Source organism: Paenalcaligenes niemegkensis (assembly GCF_022230885.1).
GTDB lineage: Bacteria > Pseudomonadota > Gammaproteobacteria > Burkholderiales > Burkholderiaceae_B > Paenalcaligenes > Paenalcaligenes niemegkensis.
This window is the reverse complement of record NZ_JAKGCT010000004.1, coordinates 163,725-179,813: the sequence shown is the minus strand read 5'-3', so window position 1 is coordinate 179,813 and position 16,089 is coordinate 163,725. Positions and strand designations below refer to the sequence as shown.

11 protein-coding genes, 1 tRNA gene and 3 pseudogenes are annotated in these 16,089 nt (G+C 51.9%); 9 read left to right on the top strand and 6 right to left on the bottom strand.

What is annotated here, in order from left to right; genetic code table 11:
- Positions 1 to 163 precede the first annotated feature (163 nt).
- The 3 genes and pseudogenes from L1889_RS04760 to rnr form a co-directional block, all read right to left on the bottom strand.
- Entirely contained in the window at positions 164 to 1,396 is a 1,233-nt protein-coding gene (locus tag L1889_RS04760; protein WP_238664152.1) for a cystathionine gamma-synthase family protein, read from the bottom strand.
- Between the two features lie 208 nt (positions 1,397 to 1,604).
- Positions 1,605 to 2,351: a 23S rRNA (guanosine(2251)-2'-O)-methyltransferase RlmB gene (gene rlmB / locus L1889_RS04755; protein ID WP_257793848.1), complete on the bottom strand. Its 747-nt coding sequence runs from the start codon at positions 2,349 to 2,351 to the stop codon at positions 1,605 to 1,607.
- A 91-nt stretch (positions 2,352 to 2,442) separates the two neighbouring features.
- Positions 2,443 to 4,896: pseudogene (gene rnr, locus L1889_RS04750) on the bottom strand (ribonuclease R).
- Between the two features lie 115 nt (positions 4,897 to 5,011).
- Between rnr and L1889_RS04745 the strand changes: the two are divergent.
- Positions 5,012 to 5,096: transfer RNA gene (locus tag L1889_RS04745), tRNA-Leu, on the top strand.
- 71 nt (positions 5,097 to 5,167) lie between these two features.
- Here L1889_RS04745 and L1889_RS04740 read toward each other — a convergent pair.
- Positions 5,168 to 5,809: a LysR substrate-binding domain-containing protein gene (locus L1889_RS04740; protein ID WP_238664149.1), complete on the bottom strand. Its 642-nt coding sequence runs from the start codon at positions 5,807 to 5,809 to the stop codon at positions 5,168 to 5,170.
- Between the two features lie 31 nt (positions 5,810 to 5,840).
- On the opposite strand from L1889_RS04740, the gene L1889_RS19085 reads away from it, so the two are divergent.
- The 4 genes from L1889_RS19085 (at position 5,841) to L1889_RS04725 (ending at position 8,199) form a co-directional block, all read left to right on the top strand.
- Positions 5,841 to 5,945 carry an LLM class flavin-dependent oxidoreductase gene (locus L1889_RS19085; protein ID WP_372871186.1) on the top strand — a complete coding sequence of 35 codons (105 nt, stop codon included), beginning with the start codon at positions 5,841 to 5,843 and terminating at the stop codon, positions 5,943 to 5,945.
- Positions 5,946 to 6,043: 98 nt separating this feature from the next.
- Entirely contained in the window at positions 6,044 to 6,337 is a 294-nt protein-coding gene (locus tag L1889_RS19080) for an LLM class oxidoreductase (protein ID WP_372871184.1), read from the top strand.
- A gap of 220 nt (positions 6,338 to 6,557) precedes the next feature.
- On the top strand, positions 6,558 to 7,022 hold the full coding sequence (locus L1889_RS04730; protein WP_238664146.1) for a GNAT family N-acetyltransferase: 465 nt from the start codon (positions 6,558 to 6,560) through the stop codon (positions 7,020 to 7,022).
- Positions 7,023 to 7,173: 151 nt separating this feature from the next.
- Positions 7,174 to 8,199, top strand: a complete 1,026-nt coding sequence (locus L1889_RS04725; protein WP_238664145.1) for a PTS sugar transporter subunit IIC — start codon at positions 7,174 to 7,176, stop codon at positions 8,197 to 8,199.
- On the opposite strand, the pseudogene L1889_RS04720 reads toward L1889_RS04725, so the two are convergent.
- Positions 8,189 to 9,141: pseudogene (locus tag L1889_RS04720) on the bottom strand (LysR family transcriptional regulator). The gene L1889_RS04725 and the pseudogene L1889_RS04720 sit on opposite strands and share 11 nt — an antisense overlap.
- Before the next feature lie 147 nt (positions 9,142 to 9,288).
- Here L1889_RS04720 and L1889_RS04715 point away from each other — a divergent pair.
- Positions 9,289 to 10,806: a CoA-acylating methylmalonate-semialdehyde dehydrogenase gene (locus tag L1889_RS04715; RefSeq protein WP_238664142.1), complete on the top strand. Its 1,518-nt coding sequence runs from the start codon at positions 9,289 to 9,291 to the stop codon at positions 10,804 to 10,806.
- Between the two features lie 48 nt (positions 10,807 to 10,854).
- Here L1889_RS04715 and aptA read toward each other — a convergent pair.
- Positions 10,855 to 12,200 (bottom strand): annotated as a pseudogene (gene aptA, locus L1889_RS04710) (omega-aminotransferase AptA).
- 106 nt (positions 12,201 to 12,306) lie between these two features.
- Between aptA and L1889_RS04705 the strand changes: the two are divergent.
- From L1889_RS04705 to L1889_RS04695, 3 genes are all read left to right on the top strand, one after another.
- On the top strand, positions 12,307 to 13,224 hold the full coding sequence (locus L1889_RS04705) for a LysR family transcriptional regulator (RefSeq protein WP_238664141.1): 918 nt from the start codon (positions 12,307 to 12,309) through the stop codon (positions 13,222 to 13,224).
- A 187-nt stretch (positions 13,225 to 13,411) separates the two neighbouring features.
- A complete protein-coding gene (locus L1889_RS04700; RefSeq protein ID WP_308217596.1) occupies positions 13,412 to 15,139 on the top strand; it encodes an L-lactate permease in 1,728 nt (575 codons plus the stop codon).
- 202 nt (positions 15,140 to 15,341) lie between these two features.
- Positions 15,342 to 15,848 carry a M48 metallopeptidase family protein gene (locus L1889_RS04695; protein ID WP_238664138.1) on the top strand — a complete coding sequence of 169 codons (507 nt, stop codon included), beginning with the start codon at positions 15,342 to 15,344 and terminating at the stop codon, positions 15,846 to 15,848.
- Positions 15,849 to 16,089: the final 241 nt, after the last annotated feature.

The window sequence follows — 16,089 nt, the reverse complement described above, 5'->3', positions numbered from 1 at the left end:
CTAAGCCGTATTAAGCCTATGATTAGGCCTTGTGTCAAGCAAATAATACGCTGTAACCCGCATATTTGCTGATGTTTTAACATTTTTAAACAGCATGGCCCTAATTTGCATTTATGCTCTTAACGGAGAAGACGAAATGTGCTAAAAGGCCAAACGACGTAAATTACGCTTCCAAAGCCTGGGCAAAATCACCTTCTAAATCGGCATAATCCTCGATTCCAATTGATATTCTTAGCAAATTATCACCGATTCCCATCAGTGCTCGCTGCTCCGCACCCATCTCATAGTAAATCGTATGAGCTACAGGTAACGTCAGGCTTCGGGTATCACCCAGATGGGTAGACAGCACAACGACCTTCAGTTTGTTTAGAAAGTCGAACACATCAATATCGGCGGCTAACTCTACACCCATTAATGTGCCATAACGCCCGTTAAACAGACTCGTGGCACGCCGGTGCTGAGGATGACTGCTCAGACCTGGGTAAAGCACCGTGGTAACAGATGGATGCCCTGCCAGGTAGTGCGCCAACTGGCAGGCGTTATCGCAGGCCTTGGCCATACGCAAAGGCAAGGTTTCCATGCCCGTGGCTACCCGATGGGCAGCATCCGACGACAAGGTTCCCCCCATGTCTCGCAGACCTTTCTTTTTGATTTGTGTCAGCCCCCACCCTTTCGCATTGCCCTGCTGATAAGCAGATGAAATGTTTGGATAACGTGACCAGTCAAACAGGCCTGTATCGGTTACCATGCCGCCCAGGGCGTTGCCATGGCCGGCGATATGCTTGGACAAGGAGTTAACGGCCAGGCCAGCACCAAACAGCCTGGCTGGCGACAGCCATGGAGTTGACAGAGTGTTGTCGACTACATACAGCAAACCTTCAGTCTTGCACCACTCGCCTATAGCTTCTAAATCGGCAATTTGCGTACCTGGATTGGCGATGGTTTCTGTGAATACCATTATGGTATTGGAACGCTTGGCTTGTTTTACCGCTTCGACATCGGTTGCATCTACCAAAGTAATTTCAACACCCAGCCCCTGCAAAGTGCCTAGCAGACTATTGGTATTGCCAAATATATACTTGCTGCAAATCAGGTGATCACCCGCCTTCAACAAAGTGAAGAATGTAGCGCTCAAGGCGGCCATGCCCGTCGCAAAACTCACGCTGCCAATCCCCTGCTCCATATGCGTCAGCTTTTTCTCGAGCGCAGCGGTAGTGGGCGTGCCCTGACGCGAATAGCTAAAGCCCGGCTTACCCTGAAATACTGCAGCTAACTCACGAGCATCGGCGAAGGCATACTCCGCAGAAGGGTGCAGCGGCTGATGGACTGCGCCAAATTCACATCCGGTGCGGCGATCAGAATGAAGTATTTCGGTAGTAAAACCGTTTTTTGACATAATTAGACTCAAAGTACGGACTCACGCGGGTACAAAGACCACACGCAAAAACGGCGCCTACGCGCCGCGACTAAATCAACATGAATGCTCGAACAGCAGTCTGTGCAGGGCTAGCTATTATCGCCGCAAGCGATATCAATCATGAGTATCTTCTTTATACATTATTGCTATAAAGAAAAACAGATGATCTGGCAGTGCAGCTCAGCACCTAGACAGAACGGCGTTGACGCACACTTTCATACAGGCAGACTGCGCTGGCCACGCTGACGTTCAAGCTTTCAACCGACCCGATCATGGGGATGGATACCAGCTCGTCACAGGTCTCACGTGTCAGGCGGCGCATGCCTTCACCTTCCGCACCCATAACCCAGGCGATACCACGCGTGACGTCAATGTCATGGATGCTGTTTTCTGCCTGGTCATCCGTACCCACTACCCAGACATCACGCTCTTTAAGGCTACGCATGGTACGGGCCAGATTGGTGACCGTTAAGTAAGGTGTGGTCTCGGCAGCGCCACACGCCACCCTGCGCACCGTTGCATTTAAGCCTACCGCCCGGTCTCGGGGTGCGATAACCGCATGGCAGCCGGCAGCGTCAGCTGAACGTAGGCAGGCACCTAGATTATGGGGATCTGTCACGCTGTCTAACAACAGCAATAGCGGCTTTTCGCCCTTGTCTTCCAATAGGTCAAGCAACTCGTCCACGTCCATGGCGAGTTCGGCTTCTGTAGCCATTGCCACCACTCCCTGGTGGCGTACGCCGCGAGCAATGGTGTCCAAGCGCTTCTTATCGACAAAGACGATTTTCAAGCCCTGGCTCTCGGCTTGCTCGATGAAGCTTTGCATGCGTTTGTCGCGCCGCGCTTCTTCTATGTAGAGCTCTTTAATTGAGCTGGCTGCATGACGAATACGTGCACGCACCGCATGAAAGCCCGCTAACATTTGCAGCGCCATAATTTTCCTTCGCCTACCCAGGCATTTCTTGACAGCCAAAAAGTGGATGGGCGCTTAAAAGCGCCCGGTACATCCCATATTGTACGCTCAACTAGCGCTTTTGACGCTTTGCTTTGCGAGCCTCGGATCGGGCTTTTGTTGCCTGATCGCGGGCGGCCTTTTTAGCTGCAGCCCGACGTTGACTTGAGGTGGTTCCTTGCAATTCTTTAGGTTTGGTAGACGCCGCTTTTTTGAGGACGGCCTGTACGGTCGGCATTGCCCGGCCCGGTTAACGCCTTAAAGCTGGTCCCTTGCACCAAACGGAAATCAATACGTCTTGCTTCAAGATCGACTCGTGCCACCTGAACCTGCACCGCATCCGTTAACTTATACCGCAGACCGGTGCGCTCACCCCGTAAATCATGGGTGGATTCGTTATAGACGAAGTAGTCGGAACCCAGTTCAGAAATATGAACCATGCCTTCTACGAACAACGTATCCAAAGTGATAAAAATACCGAAATTAGCCACACCGGTAATTTTGCCGCTAAAGACCTCGCCGACGTGTTCTTTAACAAAGAAGCACTTCAGCCACGCCTGAACATCGTAAGACGCATCATCAGCACGGCGCTCACGCTCTGAAAGCATTGTTCCAAGGCGTTCCCATAGAATGTATTCGCGCTTGGCGACGCTGAGCTGCTCATCACCGGGCTCTTCTTCGATATCAGGGCGATAGCGTTTGCCGTGCAAGATGCTCTTGATTACCCGATGCGTCAGCAGATCAGGGTAACGTCGAATGGGCGAGGTAAAGTGTGTATATAGCTTGTAAGACAGTCCGAAGTGACCTGCCTTTTCAGGACTATAAATGGCCTGTTGCATCGAACGCAGGCACATGGTCTGTATGATTTCAAAATCGCTACGGCCCTTGGCTTGCTGTATTACGGCAGCATAATCGGCCGTAGACGGTTCGTCTCCGCCTTCGAGCGTTAAACCCAAAGTTCGCAAGTATTCGCGAAACTTAAGAAGTTTCTCGGGAGTAGGGCCTTCGTGCACACGATACAATCCATTGCGGCGATTGCGTGACATAAAATCTGCCGCGCAGGTGTTGGCAGCCAGCATAAACTCTTCAATCAGCTTATGGGCATCATTACGAACCAAAGGTTCAATACGCTCAATTCGCCCCAGCGGATTACACACAATTCTTGTTTCGACGGTATCAAAATCAATGGCCCCACGGTTCTTGCGCTGTTGCGCCAGCGCACGGTATAGACCATAAGAGGACTGAAGCTGCTCCAGAACCTCGGACACCCCTGAGCTGCAGGTCCCGTAGGCTGCTGCAAGGCTTCCCATACCTCGGTATAGGTCGTGCGTGCATGCGAATGAATAACCGCTTCATAAAACTGGTAGGCGGTGACTGTGCCTTCAGTAGCTCCATCGGCGGGAATCACCATGTCGCAGACCAGGACCAGCCTGTCTTGCGCGGGATTCAGAGAGCAAATGCCGTTGGACAAGGCTTCGGGCAGCATCGGAATAACGCGACGCGGAAAATACACACTGGTGCCGCGCTCAAGGGCATCATGATCTATACCATCGCCCGGACGCACATAGTGGCTGACGTCGGCAATAGCGACTAACAGACGCCAGCCTGGCCGATGCCGCAAACCGCGGCCCACGTTGATTTCTTCGCAATAGACTGCATCATCAAAATCGCGGGCGTCTTCACCATCAATCGTAATGAAGGGCAAGTCGCGCAGGTCGAGGCGACCTTTAAATTCAGATTGCCGCACGTGCTCAGGAACACGTTCTGACTGACGCAAGGCGGCATCGCTGAACTCAAATGGCACATCGAATTTACGCACTGCAATTTCGATCTCCATGCCCGGGTCATCGATTTCACCCAGCACATCGATGATCTTGCCCATAGGCTGTGTGTGTCGCGCAGGCTGGCGCGTAATCTCGATCATGACGACTTGTCCGGGCTTGGCCTTGCCGATATCGGCAGGCGCGATGCGAATGTCGTGCTTGATACGCTGGTCTTCTGGAATAACGGTATAAATGCCGTGCTCGGATACAAAGCGCCCCACCAGCTTATCTGTGTGCCGCTCTAGCACTTCAACAATAACGGCTTCGGGCTTACCACGGTATTCGCCATCGGGCCGCACCAGCACGCGGTCACCGTGCAAAACACGCAACATTTCTCGTGGCGCCAGAAATAAATCCTGACCGCGGTCATCGCGTATTAAAAAGCCAAAACCGTCACGATGGCCCTGCACGCGTCCGGCAATAAACTCTGTTTGATTGCTCGCAGTGATCAGGCCTTCAGCGTCTATAACGATTTGCCCATCGCGCTGCATCGCTGCCAAGCGACGTTCAGCACCCACAGGCAGAGGGAAACTGATCCCTGTTAAGGCTGCCAGGCCATCGACTGTCAGTGAGTCGCTGTTATCTCGTAACAACTGCAGAATGGCTTCACGGCTAGGAATTTGAGGGTCAAAATCAGGAGGCAACTCGTACGAACCGTCGCCGGCCGACTTGTTATAAGTTGGTTGTTGAGATTTTTTAACCAAAAGAGCTTCCAATTTAAAAAAGTTATGCTTATAATCTCATCTTTCTCGAAACAGTGCGAACTTTTCGTTTAAATACGACTCTATAAGTTTATAAAGTCATAGCATACAACGATATGCCCAGGTGGCGGAATTGGTAGACGCGCATGGTTCAGGTCCATGTGCCGCAAGGTGTGGAGGTTCGAGTCCTCTCCTGGGCACCACTGATAAAAAAACAGACGTCAACAGACGTCTATTTTTTTGCCTAAAATCTAGCAATCATGCTGATTTCGCATCAGGCACCCCCAAGCCTGCTAACCATGAAGTCCACAAACACCTTGATTTTGGGCAGCGACTGGCGCCCGGATGGCCACAAGATAGAGACATCTTGATGATCGTCGATATGCTTTTCAAGCACCACGATCAATTGGCCAGTTGAAATAGCGTCAGCCACCGTAAAATCTGGCAAAAACGCAATTCCCAGTCCCGCTTCGGCCATCGCCTGCAACGCTTGAGTCACATCGGCAATAGCGGATTGCGGAAGATCTACAGAGACAGGACGCCCTTTTACAAGTAATGGCCAGGGCTCCAGCCTTCCGCTAGTCGGGTAGCGGTAGCGCAAACAGGCGTGGGATGCAAGATCGGCCGGGCGCGTAGGGGTTCCATGCTGCGCCAAATAAGCTGGCGCAGCCACTAAACGGTGCCGATATCCGGTAAGGCGGCGCATCGTCAACCGTGAATCGCCAATCTCGCCAATTCGGATCACTGCATCAAACCCTTCGTCAATCACATTGACCAGACGGTCACTGAAGCTCAGCTCAAGCTCGATGCTCGGAAACTCCTGCTGAAACTCAACCAACTGTGGCAACAGATACTTTCCCAGTTGCGGCAAGCCGATACGCAACCTTCCTTGCGGACTGATATTGGCCTGAGTCACTCGGCGCATCGCCATCGGCACTGCTGGAATTGTGTTGCCGCTACGCGATCCGCTGATTGTAGCCAAGCAAGCGACAATCGTGGACCAGTTGTTGGGTGGCCGCTTCCTGCTGGGATTGGCCACCCCAAACCCGTAGCGGCACGGCTTCCCACTATCATCATTGGGCATGCGGGACAGACAACCGACTGGACTGCCCAGAATAGCGACGGCATTATCTCCTATATTTCCAATCCTTTGCGTATACCTGAAATCATCAGGCAATGGCGTGCCGCCAGCACTCCCGGTATTTTCAAACCCTATGGCTACGGAACCCTATTCGATCTGGATCGTGATCCCAACGCTCCCGTCCAGCCCGGCCGCGTGCTTCGCGCCGGGCGCAATGCGCTGCGTGAGCTCTGGCTACGCCAGCAAGAACAAGGTGTGTCCCACGTCGCATTGCACTTCAAACCACAACGGCGTCCCGCGGCGGAGGTAATCGACGAGCTGGGCGAGCATCTGCTGCCCTTATTTCCAGCCCACTCCCGATGAACAAGGGCAAATATAACTTACCCGGGACTATTCATTGTTGCGGGATTTCGAACGCATTCTATGGTTGTCGTACACCTAACGTCCTGATCATCCAGCGCCCCTAAACTTTCTCGCAACATCCGAATAAGATAGAGAAATTGCGTCATGGTTTTACGCTTTCACCCCGGCACTCTCGATAAAACATCCAGAATGCCCACTCTTCTATTACGGAGTACGCCCGATGAAAAACAGCACTGTAGATTTATTTTTTCGTGAAGCCGAGCATGATGACCTTCCCGCCATTGCAACATTGCTGTCTGAAGACATGCTTGGCGTCACACGCGATGGCATGCAGTATTTGCCAGATTATGCTGCGGCCCTGGAGGCCATCAACGCACAGGCAGGAAACACGGTGATGGTGGCTACGCTGGGCGATGAGGTCGTCGGTGTTCTGCAATTAACCCTGATTCCTGGCCTGTCGCGCGGAGGAATGCTCAGGGCTCAAATCGAAGGGGTAAGAGTCAGCAGCCAGCACCGAGGAAAACGCATTGGGCATCAGTTCTTTGAGTATGCAGTTGGCCTGGCCCGGGATGCCGGCTGCAGCCTGGTCCAGCTTAACAGCGATAAGCAACGCACTGATGCCGTACGTTTTTACGAAAGCCTTGGGTTCATAGCCTCTCATGAAGGGCTTAAGCTGATGTTGTGACGCAGCACGCTCAACGCTAAGCAAGCACGGAGCAGGAGAAGGTGACTACCCCCAGCTTTCAAACAAATCCTTCCACAGCACAATATTTTTCACCCGCATGCAAATCTTCCTATAAACTAGAGGCTTCTCTAATTATGCTCAAGGTGAGTTTATGTCGGTTTCTACGTTCTTACGCGAGCGTAATGTGGAGTTCTCACTACGTCGCTATGGCATAGAAGCGCTTAATTACATGACGCTGGGATTATTCAGCTCATTGGTTATAGGCTTGATTTTAAAGACGGTAGGAACCTGGACCGGACAAGCCTGGCTTATAGATATTGGAGCAATGGCACAGTCAGGAATGGGAGCAGCCATCGGCGTAGGCATTGCCTATGGCTTGCAGGCCCCCGCCATGGTGATATTTACCAGCGCCATTGTGGGCTCGCTGGCGGTACAGGTGGGTGGAGGTCCGGTCGGCTGTTTTGTAGCGGTTGCTATCAGTACCGAACTCAGCAAACTCGTACATAAAAGCACTCCCATTGATATTATCGCCACCCCGGCAACAGCGCTGATCACAGGGGCGCTGGTCGCCCATTGGGTCGCCCCTTGGCTAGGCGACATGATGCGCGCAACGGGTCAGACCATAGAATGGGCAATGACGCTGCAGCCATTCTTTATGAGCATCATCATTTCGGTATTGATGGGCGTGATCTTGACCGGCCCCACCTCCAGTGCTGCGCTGGCGATTTCGCTGGAGCTCGGAGGGCTAGCGGGCGGAGCCGCAACGGTGGGATGCTGCGCCCAAATGATCGGCTTCGCTGTCATGAGCTATCGCGAGAACGGAAGTTCAGGGCTTTTAGGCATAGGCTTGGGAACGAGCATGCTGCAACTGCCCAATATCGTCCGAAACCCGCTTATTTTGATCCCGCCCACCTTGACCGCTGCCATACTGGGACCCATTGCAACGCTGGTCTTTGGCATGAAGAACATTCCCACAGGTTCGGGAATGGGTACCAGTGGCTTCGTGGGCCAGGTGGGCACCTTAGAGGCAATGGGGCATAGCAGTTCGGTATGGCTATCCATTGGTCTGCTTCATTTTCTGGCCCCTGCCCTGCTTTGTATTGGCATCACCTGGCTGCTGCAGCAACAGCGCTGGATCCGCGAAGGCGATTTGCGTATGGAAAGCTCTAAGGCATAGGGGGCATAGGCGTTGCCGCCAACGCTGCTTGTAAAAAACTTACCAGGCTTCGTACCGATTTAGGCACACTGGGCGACCACGGCCGCATAGCAAAAATGCCGTCACCAAAACCGCCCAGTGGACGCCAGTCAGTCAGGATAGGTAGCAAGGTACCTCGTTCAACTTCCTCTTTAGCCGAAAAATCCGGCAATACAGCAATACCCAGGCCCGCCAGAGCGGCTGAACGAAGTATTTCACTATTGTTCACGCTAAGCGGGCCTCGTATTAGCACCTGCACATGCGCATTCTCCGCCTCGCCTGGGGCCCTTCTGGGCTCAAAGCTCCAGGTCCCAATACGCTCGCCACGCAAATATTGCAAACACTGGTGTTGAATCAGATCTGCGGGATGCCTCGGCGTCCCGCGCTGCTCGAGATAACCTGGCGTAGCCAGCAACCATGATTCTGCGGCACAAAGCTTCCAGGCTACATAGGTTTCAGGGGGCTCTGTGTATGCCGGATCGCCAGATCAAAACCTTCACGCTCCAGGTTTAGCAATGCATCTGAAAGCTCTAAATCAATAGTGACTTCAGGATAAGCTTGTAAAAACCGGGTGATTAAAGGGGCCAGCATTTGTCGGCCTAACGCCACGGGTGCCGTTACCCGCAGTTTTCCGCGAGGCTCGCCCACCAGGTCTTGAATCATGGTGAAACTTTTGCTGATCTGATTAAAACTATGCACAAGCTCGCTTGATAGCTGCAGACCAGCTTCAGTTAATTTAACAGAACGTGTTGTTCGCCTGACCAGAGGCACACCCGCATCCCGCTCAAGCTTGGCAATACGCATGCTTACCGAGGCCTTTGAAATTCCCAATCGGGACGCAGCCTGAGTAAAACTACCGGTTTGCGCCAACACGGTTAGCAGGTGCAGGTCGGCCAATACCGGGGCGATACGCTCTAAAGACATAAGAATAGACCTCTAAGGGATACAAGCTTTATTATGCCCCCATTGTTCATTTAACTAAACATTTAAATACGAATCTAGATCTAGGCGCATCATGGTTTCGTCTCTACACTGGATCTTATCTACTCACATCATTACACGAGGCCGACCATGAAACCCGCTCCTTACACATCAACTCAGGACATTAGTCATTGGGTTAATAATCAGCCTTATTCAGGGGATGCATCCCGTAAAAAAGAGATTTTCAACCCTGCTACCGGAGAAGTGGCCCGTTCCATACTGGTGGGCGGATCCGATGAAGTCCAGGCCGCAGTCACAGCTGCGCAGGCTGCTTTCCCTGCCTGGGCCGATACGCCCCCCATTAGACGGGCTCGAATATTGAACCAGTTCCTGGCGCTGCTCAATCAGCATCGTGACGAATTAGCTGCCATGATTACCGCCGAACATGGCAAGGTGTTTAGCGATGCCCAGGGAGAAGTCACCCGGGGCATTGAGATCGTCGAATTCGCCTGCGGCATTCCCCAATTATTAAAAACTGACTTTAGTGATCAGGTCTCTACTGGCATGGACAACTGGACACTACGTCAGCCTTTAGGTGTGGTAGCTGGCGTTACCCCCTTCAACTTTCCGTGTATGGTACCGCTTTGGATGATACCGGTCGCGCTTGCAACCGGTAATACCTTTGTCCTGAAACCTAGTGAGCGCGATCCCTCTCCCAGTCTTTTGATGGCAGACTTACTGCGCCAGGCCGGATTACCGGATGGAGTGTTCAATGTAATTCAGGGTGGCAAGGCCGCTGTGGATGCACTGCTTGAGCACCCTCACGTCAAAGCGCTGAGCTTTGTGGGTTCCACGCCTATCGCGCGCTATATTTATGAGACTGGTGCCAAAAAAGGTAAACGCGTACAAGCTCTGGGAGGGGCAAAAAACCATCTGGTGGTGATGCCTGATGCCGACATTGATCAAGTCGTAGACGCATTGATAGGCGCGGCTTACGGCTCGGCTGGCGAGCGTTGCATGGCCATCAGCGTGGCCGTCATGGTGGGCGATGTCGCCGAGCGCGTGCTTCCCCTGCTGATCGACCGCATAAAAACATTAAAGATAAAGAACGGAATGGAGACTGATGCCGAAATGGGTCCTATCGTCACACGCGAAGCCCGTGATCGTATCGAGAGCTACATACAAACCGGTGTAGACGAAGGAGCCACGCTATTGACCGATGGCCGCGGGTGCTCCATCCCGGGCCACGAAAACGGATTTTTTACCGGCGCAACACTGTTTGACCATGTCACGCCCGACATGAAAATCTATAAGGAAGAAATTTTCGGTCCCGTCTTGTCGTGTGTACGCGTAGATAACTTTGCCCAGGCGGTTGAGCTTATCAACGATCACGAGTTCGGCAACGGCGTGGCCTGCTATACCCGAGATGGTCATATCGCACGCGAGTTCAGCCGCCGAATTCAGGTGGGAATGGTGGGTATTAACGTGCCCATTCCGGTACCCATGGCCTGGCAAGGCTTCGGGGGCTGGAAATCATCATTATTTGGCGATATGAACGCCTATGGCGAGGAAGGTGTGCGTTTTTATACCAGGCAAAAATCGGTCATGCAGCGCTGGCCTGAAAGCACGGCAAAAGGCGCCGAATTTATGATGCCCACGGCAAAATAAACCAAACAATCGGGTGCCTAAAAGCACCCGATAAACCAGCTAAATCCATCAGGCTACGTTACTAATGGCCTCACCTACCGCGTCGAACAGGCGATCCAGGTCCTCAGGACTGGTGGTAAAAGTGGGGCCGAACTGCAGCGTGTCGCCGCCAAAACGCACATAGAACCCCGCTTTCCATAAGGCCAGGCCTGCTTCAAAAGGACGTATCGTGGCATCGCCATCACGGGGCGCCAACTGAATCGCACCCGCCAAGCCAAAATTACGGATATCTACGATGTGTTTAGTTCCCCGTAATTGATGAATGGCTTTTTCCAGGTGCGGCGCCAGCTCAGCAGAGCGTTGGACCAGTTGCTCCCGCTGCAAGAGTTCAAGCGCAGCACGGCCGGCCGCGCAGGCAACAGGATGCGCCGAGTAGGTGTAGCCATGGCCGAACTCAACAGCGTGCTCGGGTAAGTCTTGTCCCATAAAGGTGTCGTAAATGTCCTTCGAGACAATAACTCCTCCCATGGGCACCGCGCCGTTGGTAATTTGCTTGGCAATGGTCATCAGATCAGGCGTTACACCAAAGTATTCAGCAGCGCAGTTTTTCCCCAAACGGCCAAAACCGGTAATAACCTCATCAAAAATCAATAGAATGTCATGCTGATCGCAAATTTCACGCAAGCGTTTCAGGTATCCCTCTGGCGGTACAATCACACCCGCCGAGCCAGACATGGGCTCAATCATGACTGCTGCAATATTTGAAGCATCATGCAGCTCAATCAGCTTCAGCAGTTCGTCTGCCAGCTCTATACCTCCGGTTTGGGCTGCCCCTTTAGTAAAGGCCAGTTCAGGCTGCAAGGTATGAGGAAGATGTTCCACATCCATTAGCTGACCGAACATTTTTCGGTTACTGCCTATACCACCTAAACTGGTGCCCGCGACATTGACGCCATGATAACCACGCGCCCGTCCGATTAATTTGGTCTTTTGCGCGCGCCCCTAATGCGCCAATAAGCACGGGCCATTTTCACGGCCGTGTCAGTTGCTTCGGAGCCCGAATTCGTGAAAAAGACGTGATTCAAAGGGTCTGGCACCAGAGCCGTAAGTTCCTCTGCGAACTTAAACGAAAGCGGATGACCAAACTGAAAAGCCGGTGCGTAGTCAAGCGTACCAAGCTGTTTTGCCACGGCGTACTTGATTTCCTCGCGGCAATGCCCTGCTCCACATGTCCAAAGACCCGACAGGGCATCAAACACCCGCCGGCCTTTTTCGTCAATTAAATAATTACCTTCGGCCGCCACTACCATGCGGGGGTCATGCTGAAAGTTGCGGTTAGCACTGAAAGGCATCCAGTGCGCTTTAAGGTTTAATGAAGCCGTCAAAAACACCTGATCATGTGCCGGGTAATTCATTGTTTTGTCTCCATCTTTAAGTATTAGCCATAACTCTAGTTTGTGATCTGTAGTTTGTTTGGTAAATTCAAATCTATTCAACTTCAGTTATGGTTTTACTAAAGCAATGAGCCTTAATAATCCACTCGCCCAAATCAGTGATTTCGAATTGCGTTTACTGCGTGTCTTTAAGGCTGTAGTCGAAGCCGGAAGTTTTTCCGCAGCCGAACGCTTATTAGGCATTTCATCGTCAGCCATCAGCCTGCACATGAGCGATCTGGAAAAACGCCTGGGGATGCGGCTATGCCAACGGGGACGTGCAGGTTTCGCGCTGACCGATGAAGGCAGGCAGGTGCTGGGTTCCGCCAACGCTTTGCTCGCTGCAGTAGAAGGCTTTAAAACTGAAATCAATCAGCTGCATCACACTTTGCGCGGTGAACTTAACATTGGCTTGATGAATAATTTGGTGACTCAGCCCCAAATGCGTATTACTCATGCTCTGCGTGCGCTTCAGGGTATTAGCGACGAAATTCTCATTAATATCAGCATGAGCACCCCTACCGAAATTGAACTAGGTTTAATGGACGGACGCCTGCATGTGGGGGCCTTCCCGCTGGTCAGCCCCTTATCGAACCTGGAGTACGTGCCTTTATACGACGAGCGTTCCTTTCTGTACTGCAGCCACGATCACCCCTGGTTTGCCCAAAGTCAAAGTCTCGACATTGCCCTACTGGATCAGCAGCCTGCTATTGCGCCTGCCTACCGGATGACTCCTCAGGCGGTGGCCATGCATGACCGCTTGCGTTGCACGGCCACCGCCACGGATCGCGAAGGCATCGCATTCCTGATTCTGACAGGGGGTTATATGGGCTTTCTACCTGACCATTACGCTGCAAACTGGGTGCGCAGAAATTTGATGCGTGCTATCAGGCCCGATGCCATTTATTTCGATGTCTCGCTAACGATAGCCACGCGCAAGGCTCGACGCTACAACCGCATTGTTGATCGTTTTCTAAAACAATTATTACAAAGCGAAGACCTCTAAGACGCGCTTAATACGGGCTTCTTATGGGTGTATACCCCTAATTGACGCTCATCTCTGAAGACACCTAAACTCTACACTTTGCACAAGGTCAAGAGGTAAGACCAATGAATCCTCACAGAATCCAATACTGACTTCGCAGCAGACTCATTCATGATCCTGCCTACGATAAGTATCTCCGCGTACATAAATGCAGTACGTTCACGGCCAAGGAAAGATGTATGTCAACTGGTTTATTAGCATTTCTAGCTTTTTCCCCATCTTATTGGCGGGCATATTATTGGTGGGACTACGCTGGACAGCGGCGCGTTCCATGCCAATTGTTTATCTGCTATCGGCGCTTGTTGCTCTGTTTGCATGGGACATGAGTGTTAACCGGGTACTGGCTTCAACCATTCAGGGCCTGATTATTACCATTGGGCTGATCTGGATCATTTTTGGCGCGATCTTGCTGCTAAATACGCTGAAGCATTCAGGCGGCATCACCGCCATACGTGCCGGATTCGTGTCCATCAGCCCGGATCGACGCATACAGGCCATTATTGTGGCCTGGCTATTTGGCTGCTTTATTGAAGGCGCTTCGGGTTTTGGAACACCTGCGGCCATCGCCGCCCCCTTGCTGGTTGCCCTGGGCTTCCCCGCAATGGCTGCTGTCATGCTGGGGATGATGGTACAAAGTACGCCGGTATCGTTTGGTGCGGTGGGTACACCCATGATTGTGGGTGTGAATACTGGCCTTGATACCGCCACCATTAACCAGCAGCTTGTAGCTGCTGGCTCAAGCTGGACCGAATACTTCCACCAGATTGTGGTGCAGGTTGCGTTTACACATGCCATTATCGGCACCCTGATGCCGGTGTTAATGGTTTTGATGTTGACTCGCTTCTTTGGCAAAAACAAGAAATGGAGTGATGGCTTCGCCGCTATTCCCTTTGCTATTTTCGCCGCTTTCGCCTTCACCATCCCCTACACCTTAACGGGCGTATTCCTGGGTCCTGAGTTCCCGTCAATGCTGGGTGGTCTGATTGGTTTGGCGGTAGTCACATTTGCTGCTAAACGTGGCTTCCTGGTTCCCAAAGAAAGCTGGGACTTCGCTGATGCCAAGGACTGGCCAAGCGAGTGGCTGGGTAGTATCGAGTTACGCATTGAAGACATGACACAACGGCCCATGTCCAGCTTTTTGGCGTGGATGCCTTATGTACTAGTGGCATTGCTGCTGGTAATCAGCCGTGTCTTCAAGCCTGTAGGCGATGCCATGAAGTCTGTAGCCATTGTCTTCACAGATATTTTAGGAGAGGCTGGAATCGGGGGCGACTTCTTGCCAGTTTTCCTGCCCGGCGGCATTTTGGTTATTGTTGTGATCGCCACTTTCTTTCTGCATAAAATGCGCTGGGATGAGTTGCGCGCTGCTACAAGCGAATCAACACGAGTGCTGTTAGGAGCCGGTTTCGTACTGCTGTTTACGGTACCCATGGTTCGTATCCTGATTAACTCAGGCGTTAATGCAGCCGATATCCCCAGCATGCCTATTCTGATGGCGCAATGGGTAGCAGACAGCGTGGGGCAAATCTATCCAGCATTTGCTCCCGCCGTGGGTGCTTTAGGTGCCTTTATTGCTGGTTCCAACACAGTCAGTAATATGATGCTCAGCCAATTCCAGTTCGGCGTAGCCACAAACTTAGGTATTTCAGGTGCACTGATTGTGGCAGTGCAAGCCGTGGGCGCAGGCGCCGGTAACATGATTGCCATTCACAACGTTGTGGCAGCATCGGCCACGGTGGGCTTCCTGGGACGCGAAGGCGCTGTGCTACGCAAAACCATCTGGCCTACTCTTTACTATTTGATTGCTGCAGGCTTGATAACCTTATTCGCGATTAATGTATTGGGCGTTACCGACCCCCTCGTTCCCATAGTTTAAGCTTTAGACAAACGGGTGACCGCCAGAGCGACGCACCCAGAAAAGCAGCAGGGGCCTTAACTGGCCCTTGCTGCTTTTTTCATTCAGGCGCCCCTTATCGCCGCCGACGTGAATCAATGGTGTACGGTGAATTCGCGCCGAGAAACGGTAAAGCTTTACAATATGAACTGTTTATCCAGCTACGTATTTACCCGGCTTAACCATGAAATATCTGAATGGCTATCCTCCAGAGCTGCTATCAAAAGTTCGCCTGTTAACAGAACAAGGAAGACTGGGAGACTCATTGCTCTCCCGCTATCCTGATGTCCACACCATACGTACCGACAAAGCCTTATATGATTATGTAGACAGCATCAAGCAACGCTCTATGCGAAACAGCCCCCTGATCAGCAAAGTCGCATTTGACAGCAAAATACAAGTCATCGCCCATGCCTTGGGAACACACACTACGATTTCTCGCAAACAGGGCAAAAACCTGAAGGCAAAACACGAAATTCGTATCGCTACGGTATTTCGCGTGGTACCCGATGCATTCCTGCGAATGATCGTGGTGCACGAGCTCGCCCACCTTAAAGAGCGGGATCACAACAAAAGTTTCTACCAGCTATGCCAGCACATAGAGCCTGATTATTTTCAGTATGAATTTGATTTACGCCTGTATTTAACGCACCTGGATAAAACCGGAGGCCTGCCTTTATGGAACGCCTAATCACGTTTTGTTGCCTGCTTTGCTAAGCCACATTGCGGTCAAGAGCACCAGACAAGGTTAAGGTGGCGCCCAGACACTCGGCTTGCATAGAAAAAGCCATTCATCAAAGTGTCAAAAAACACAGCTATATTATTAATATATATAAAGAAAACCAAAGCATTCCCTGCTTTGATTTGAATATAGCGGTAAATACGGTTTACTATTTCCTGTCAGCAGCAAGCGCTCGCCAAGGTCAACATAA

Coding starts and splice junctions, on each gene's coding strand:
- L1889_RS04725 (WP_238664145.1), top strand. CDS start 7,174: ATGTCGGTTTCTACGTTCTTACGCGAGCGTAATGTGGAGTTCTCACTA.
- L1889_RS04715 (WP_238664142.1), top strand. CDS start 9,289: ATGAAACCCGCTCCTTACACATCAACTCAGGACATTAGTCATTGGGTT.
- L1889_RS04730 (WP_238664146.1), top strand. CDS start 6,558: ATGAAAAACAGCACTGTAGATTTATTTTTTCGTGAAGCCGAGCATGAT.
- rlmB (WP_257793848.1), bottom strand. CDS start 2,351: ATGGCGCTGCAAATGTTAGCGGGCTTTCATGCGGTGCGTGCACGTATT.
- L1889_RS04695 (WP_238664138.1), top strand. CDS start 15,342: ATGAAATATCTGAATGGCTATCCTCCAGAGCTGCTATCAAAAGTTCGC.
- L1889_RS04760 (WP_238664152.1), bottom strand. CDS start 1,396: ATGTCAAAAAACGGTTTTACTACCGAAATACTTCATTCTGATCGCCGC.
- L1889_RS04700 (WP_308217596.1), top strand. CDS start 13,412: ATGCAGTACGTTCACGGCCAAGGAAAGATGTATGTCAACTGGTTTATT.
- L1889_RS04705 (WP_238664141.1), top strand. CDS start 12,307: ATGAGCCTTAATAATCCACTCGCCCAAATCAGTGATTTCGAATTGCGT.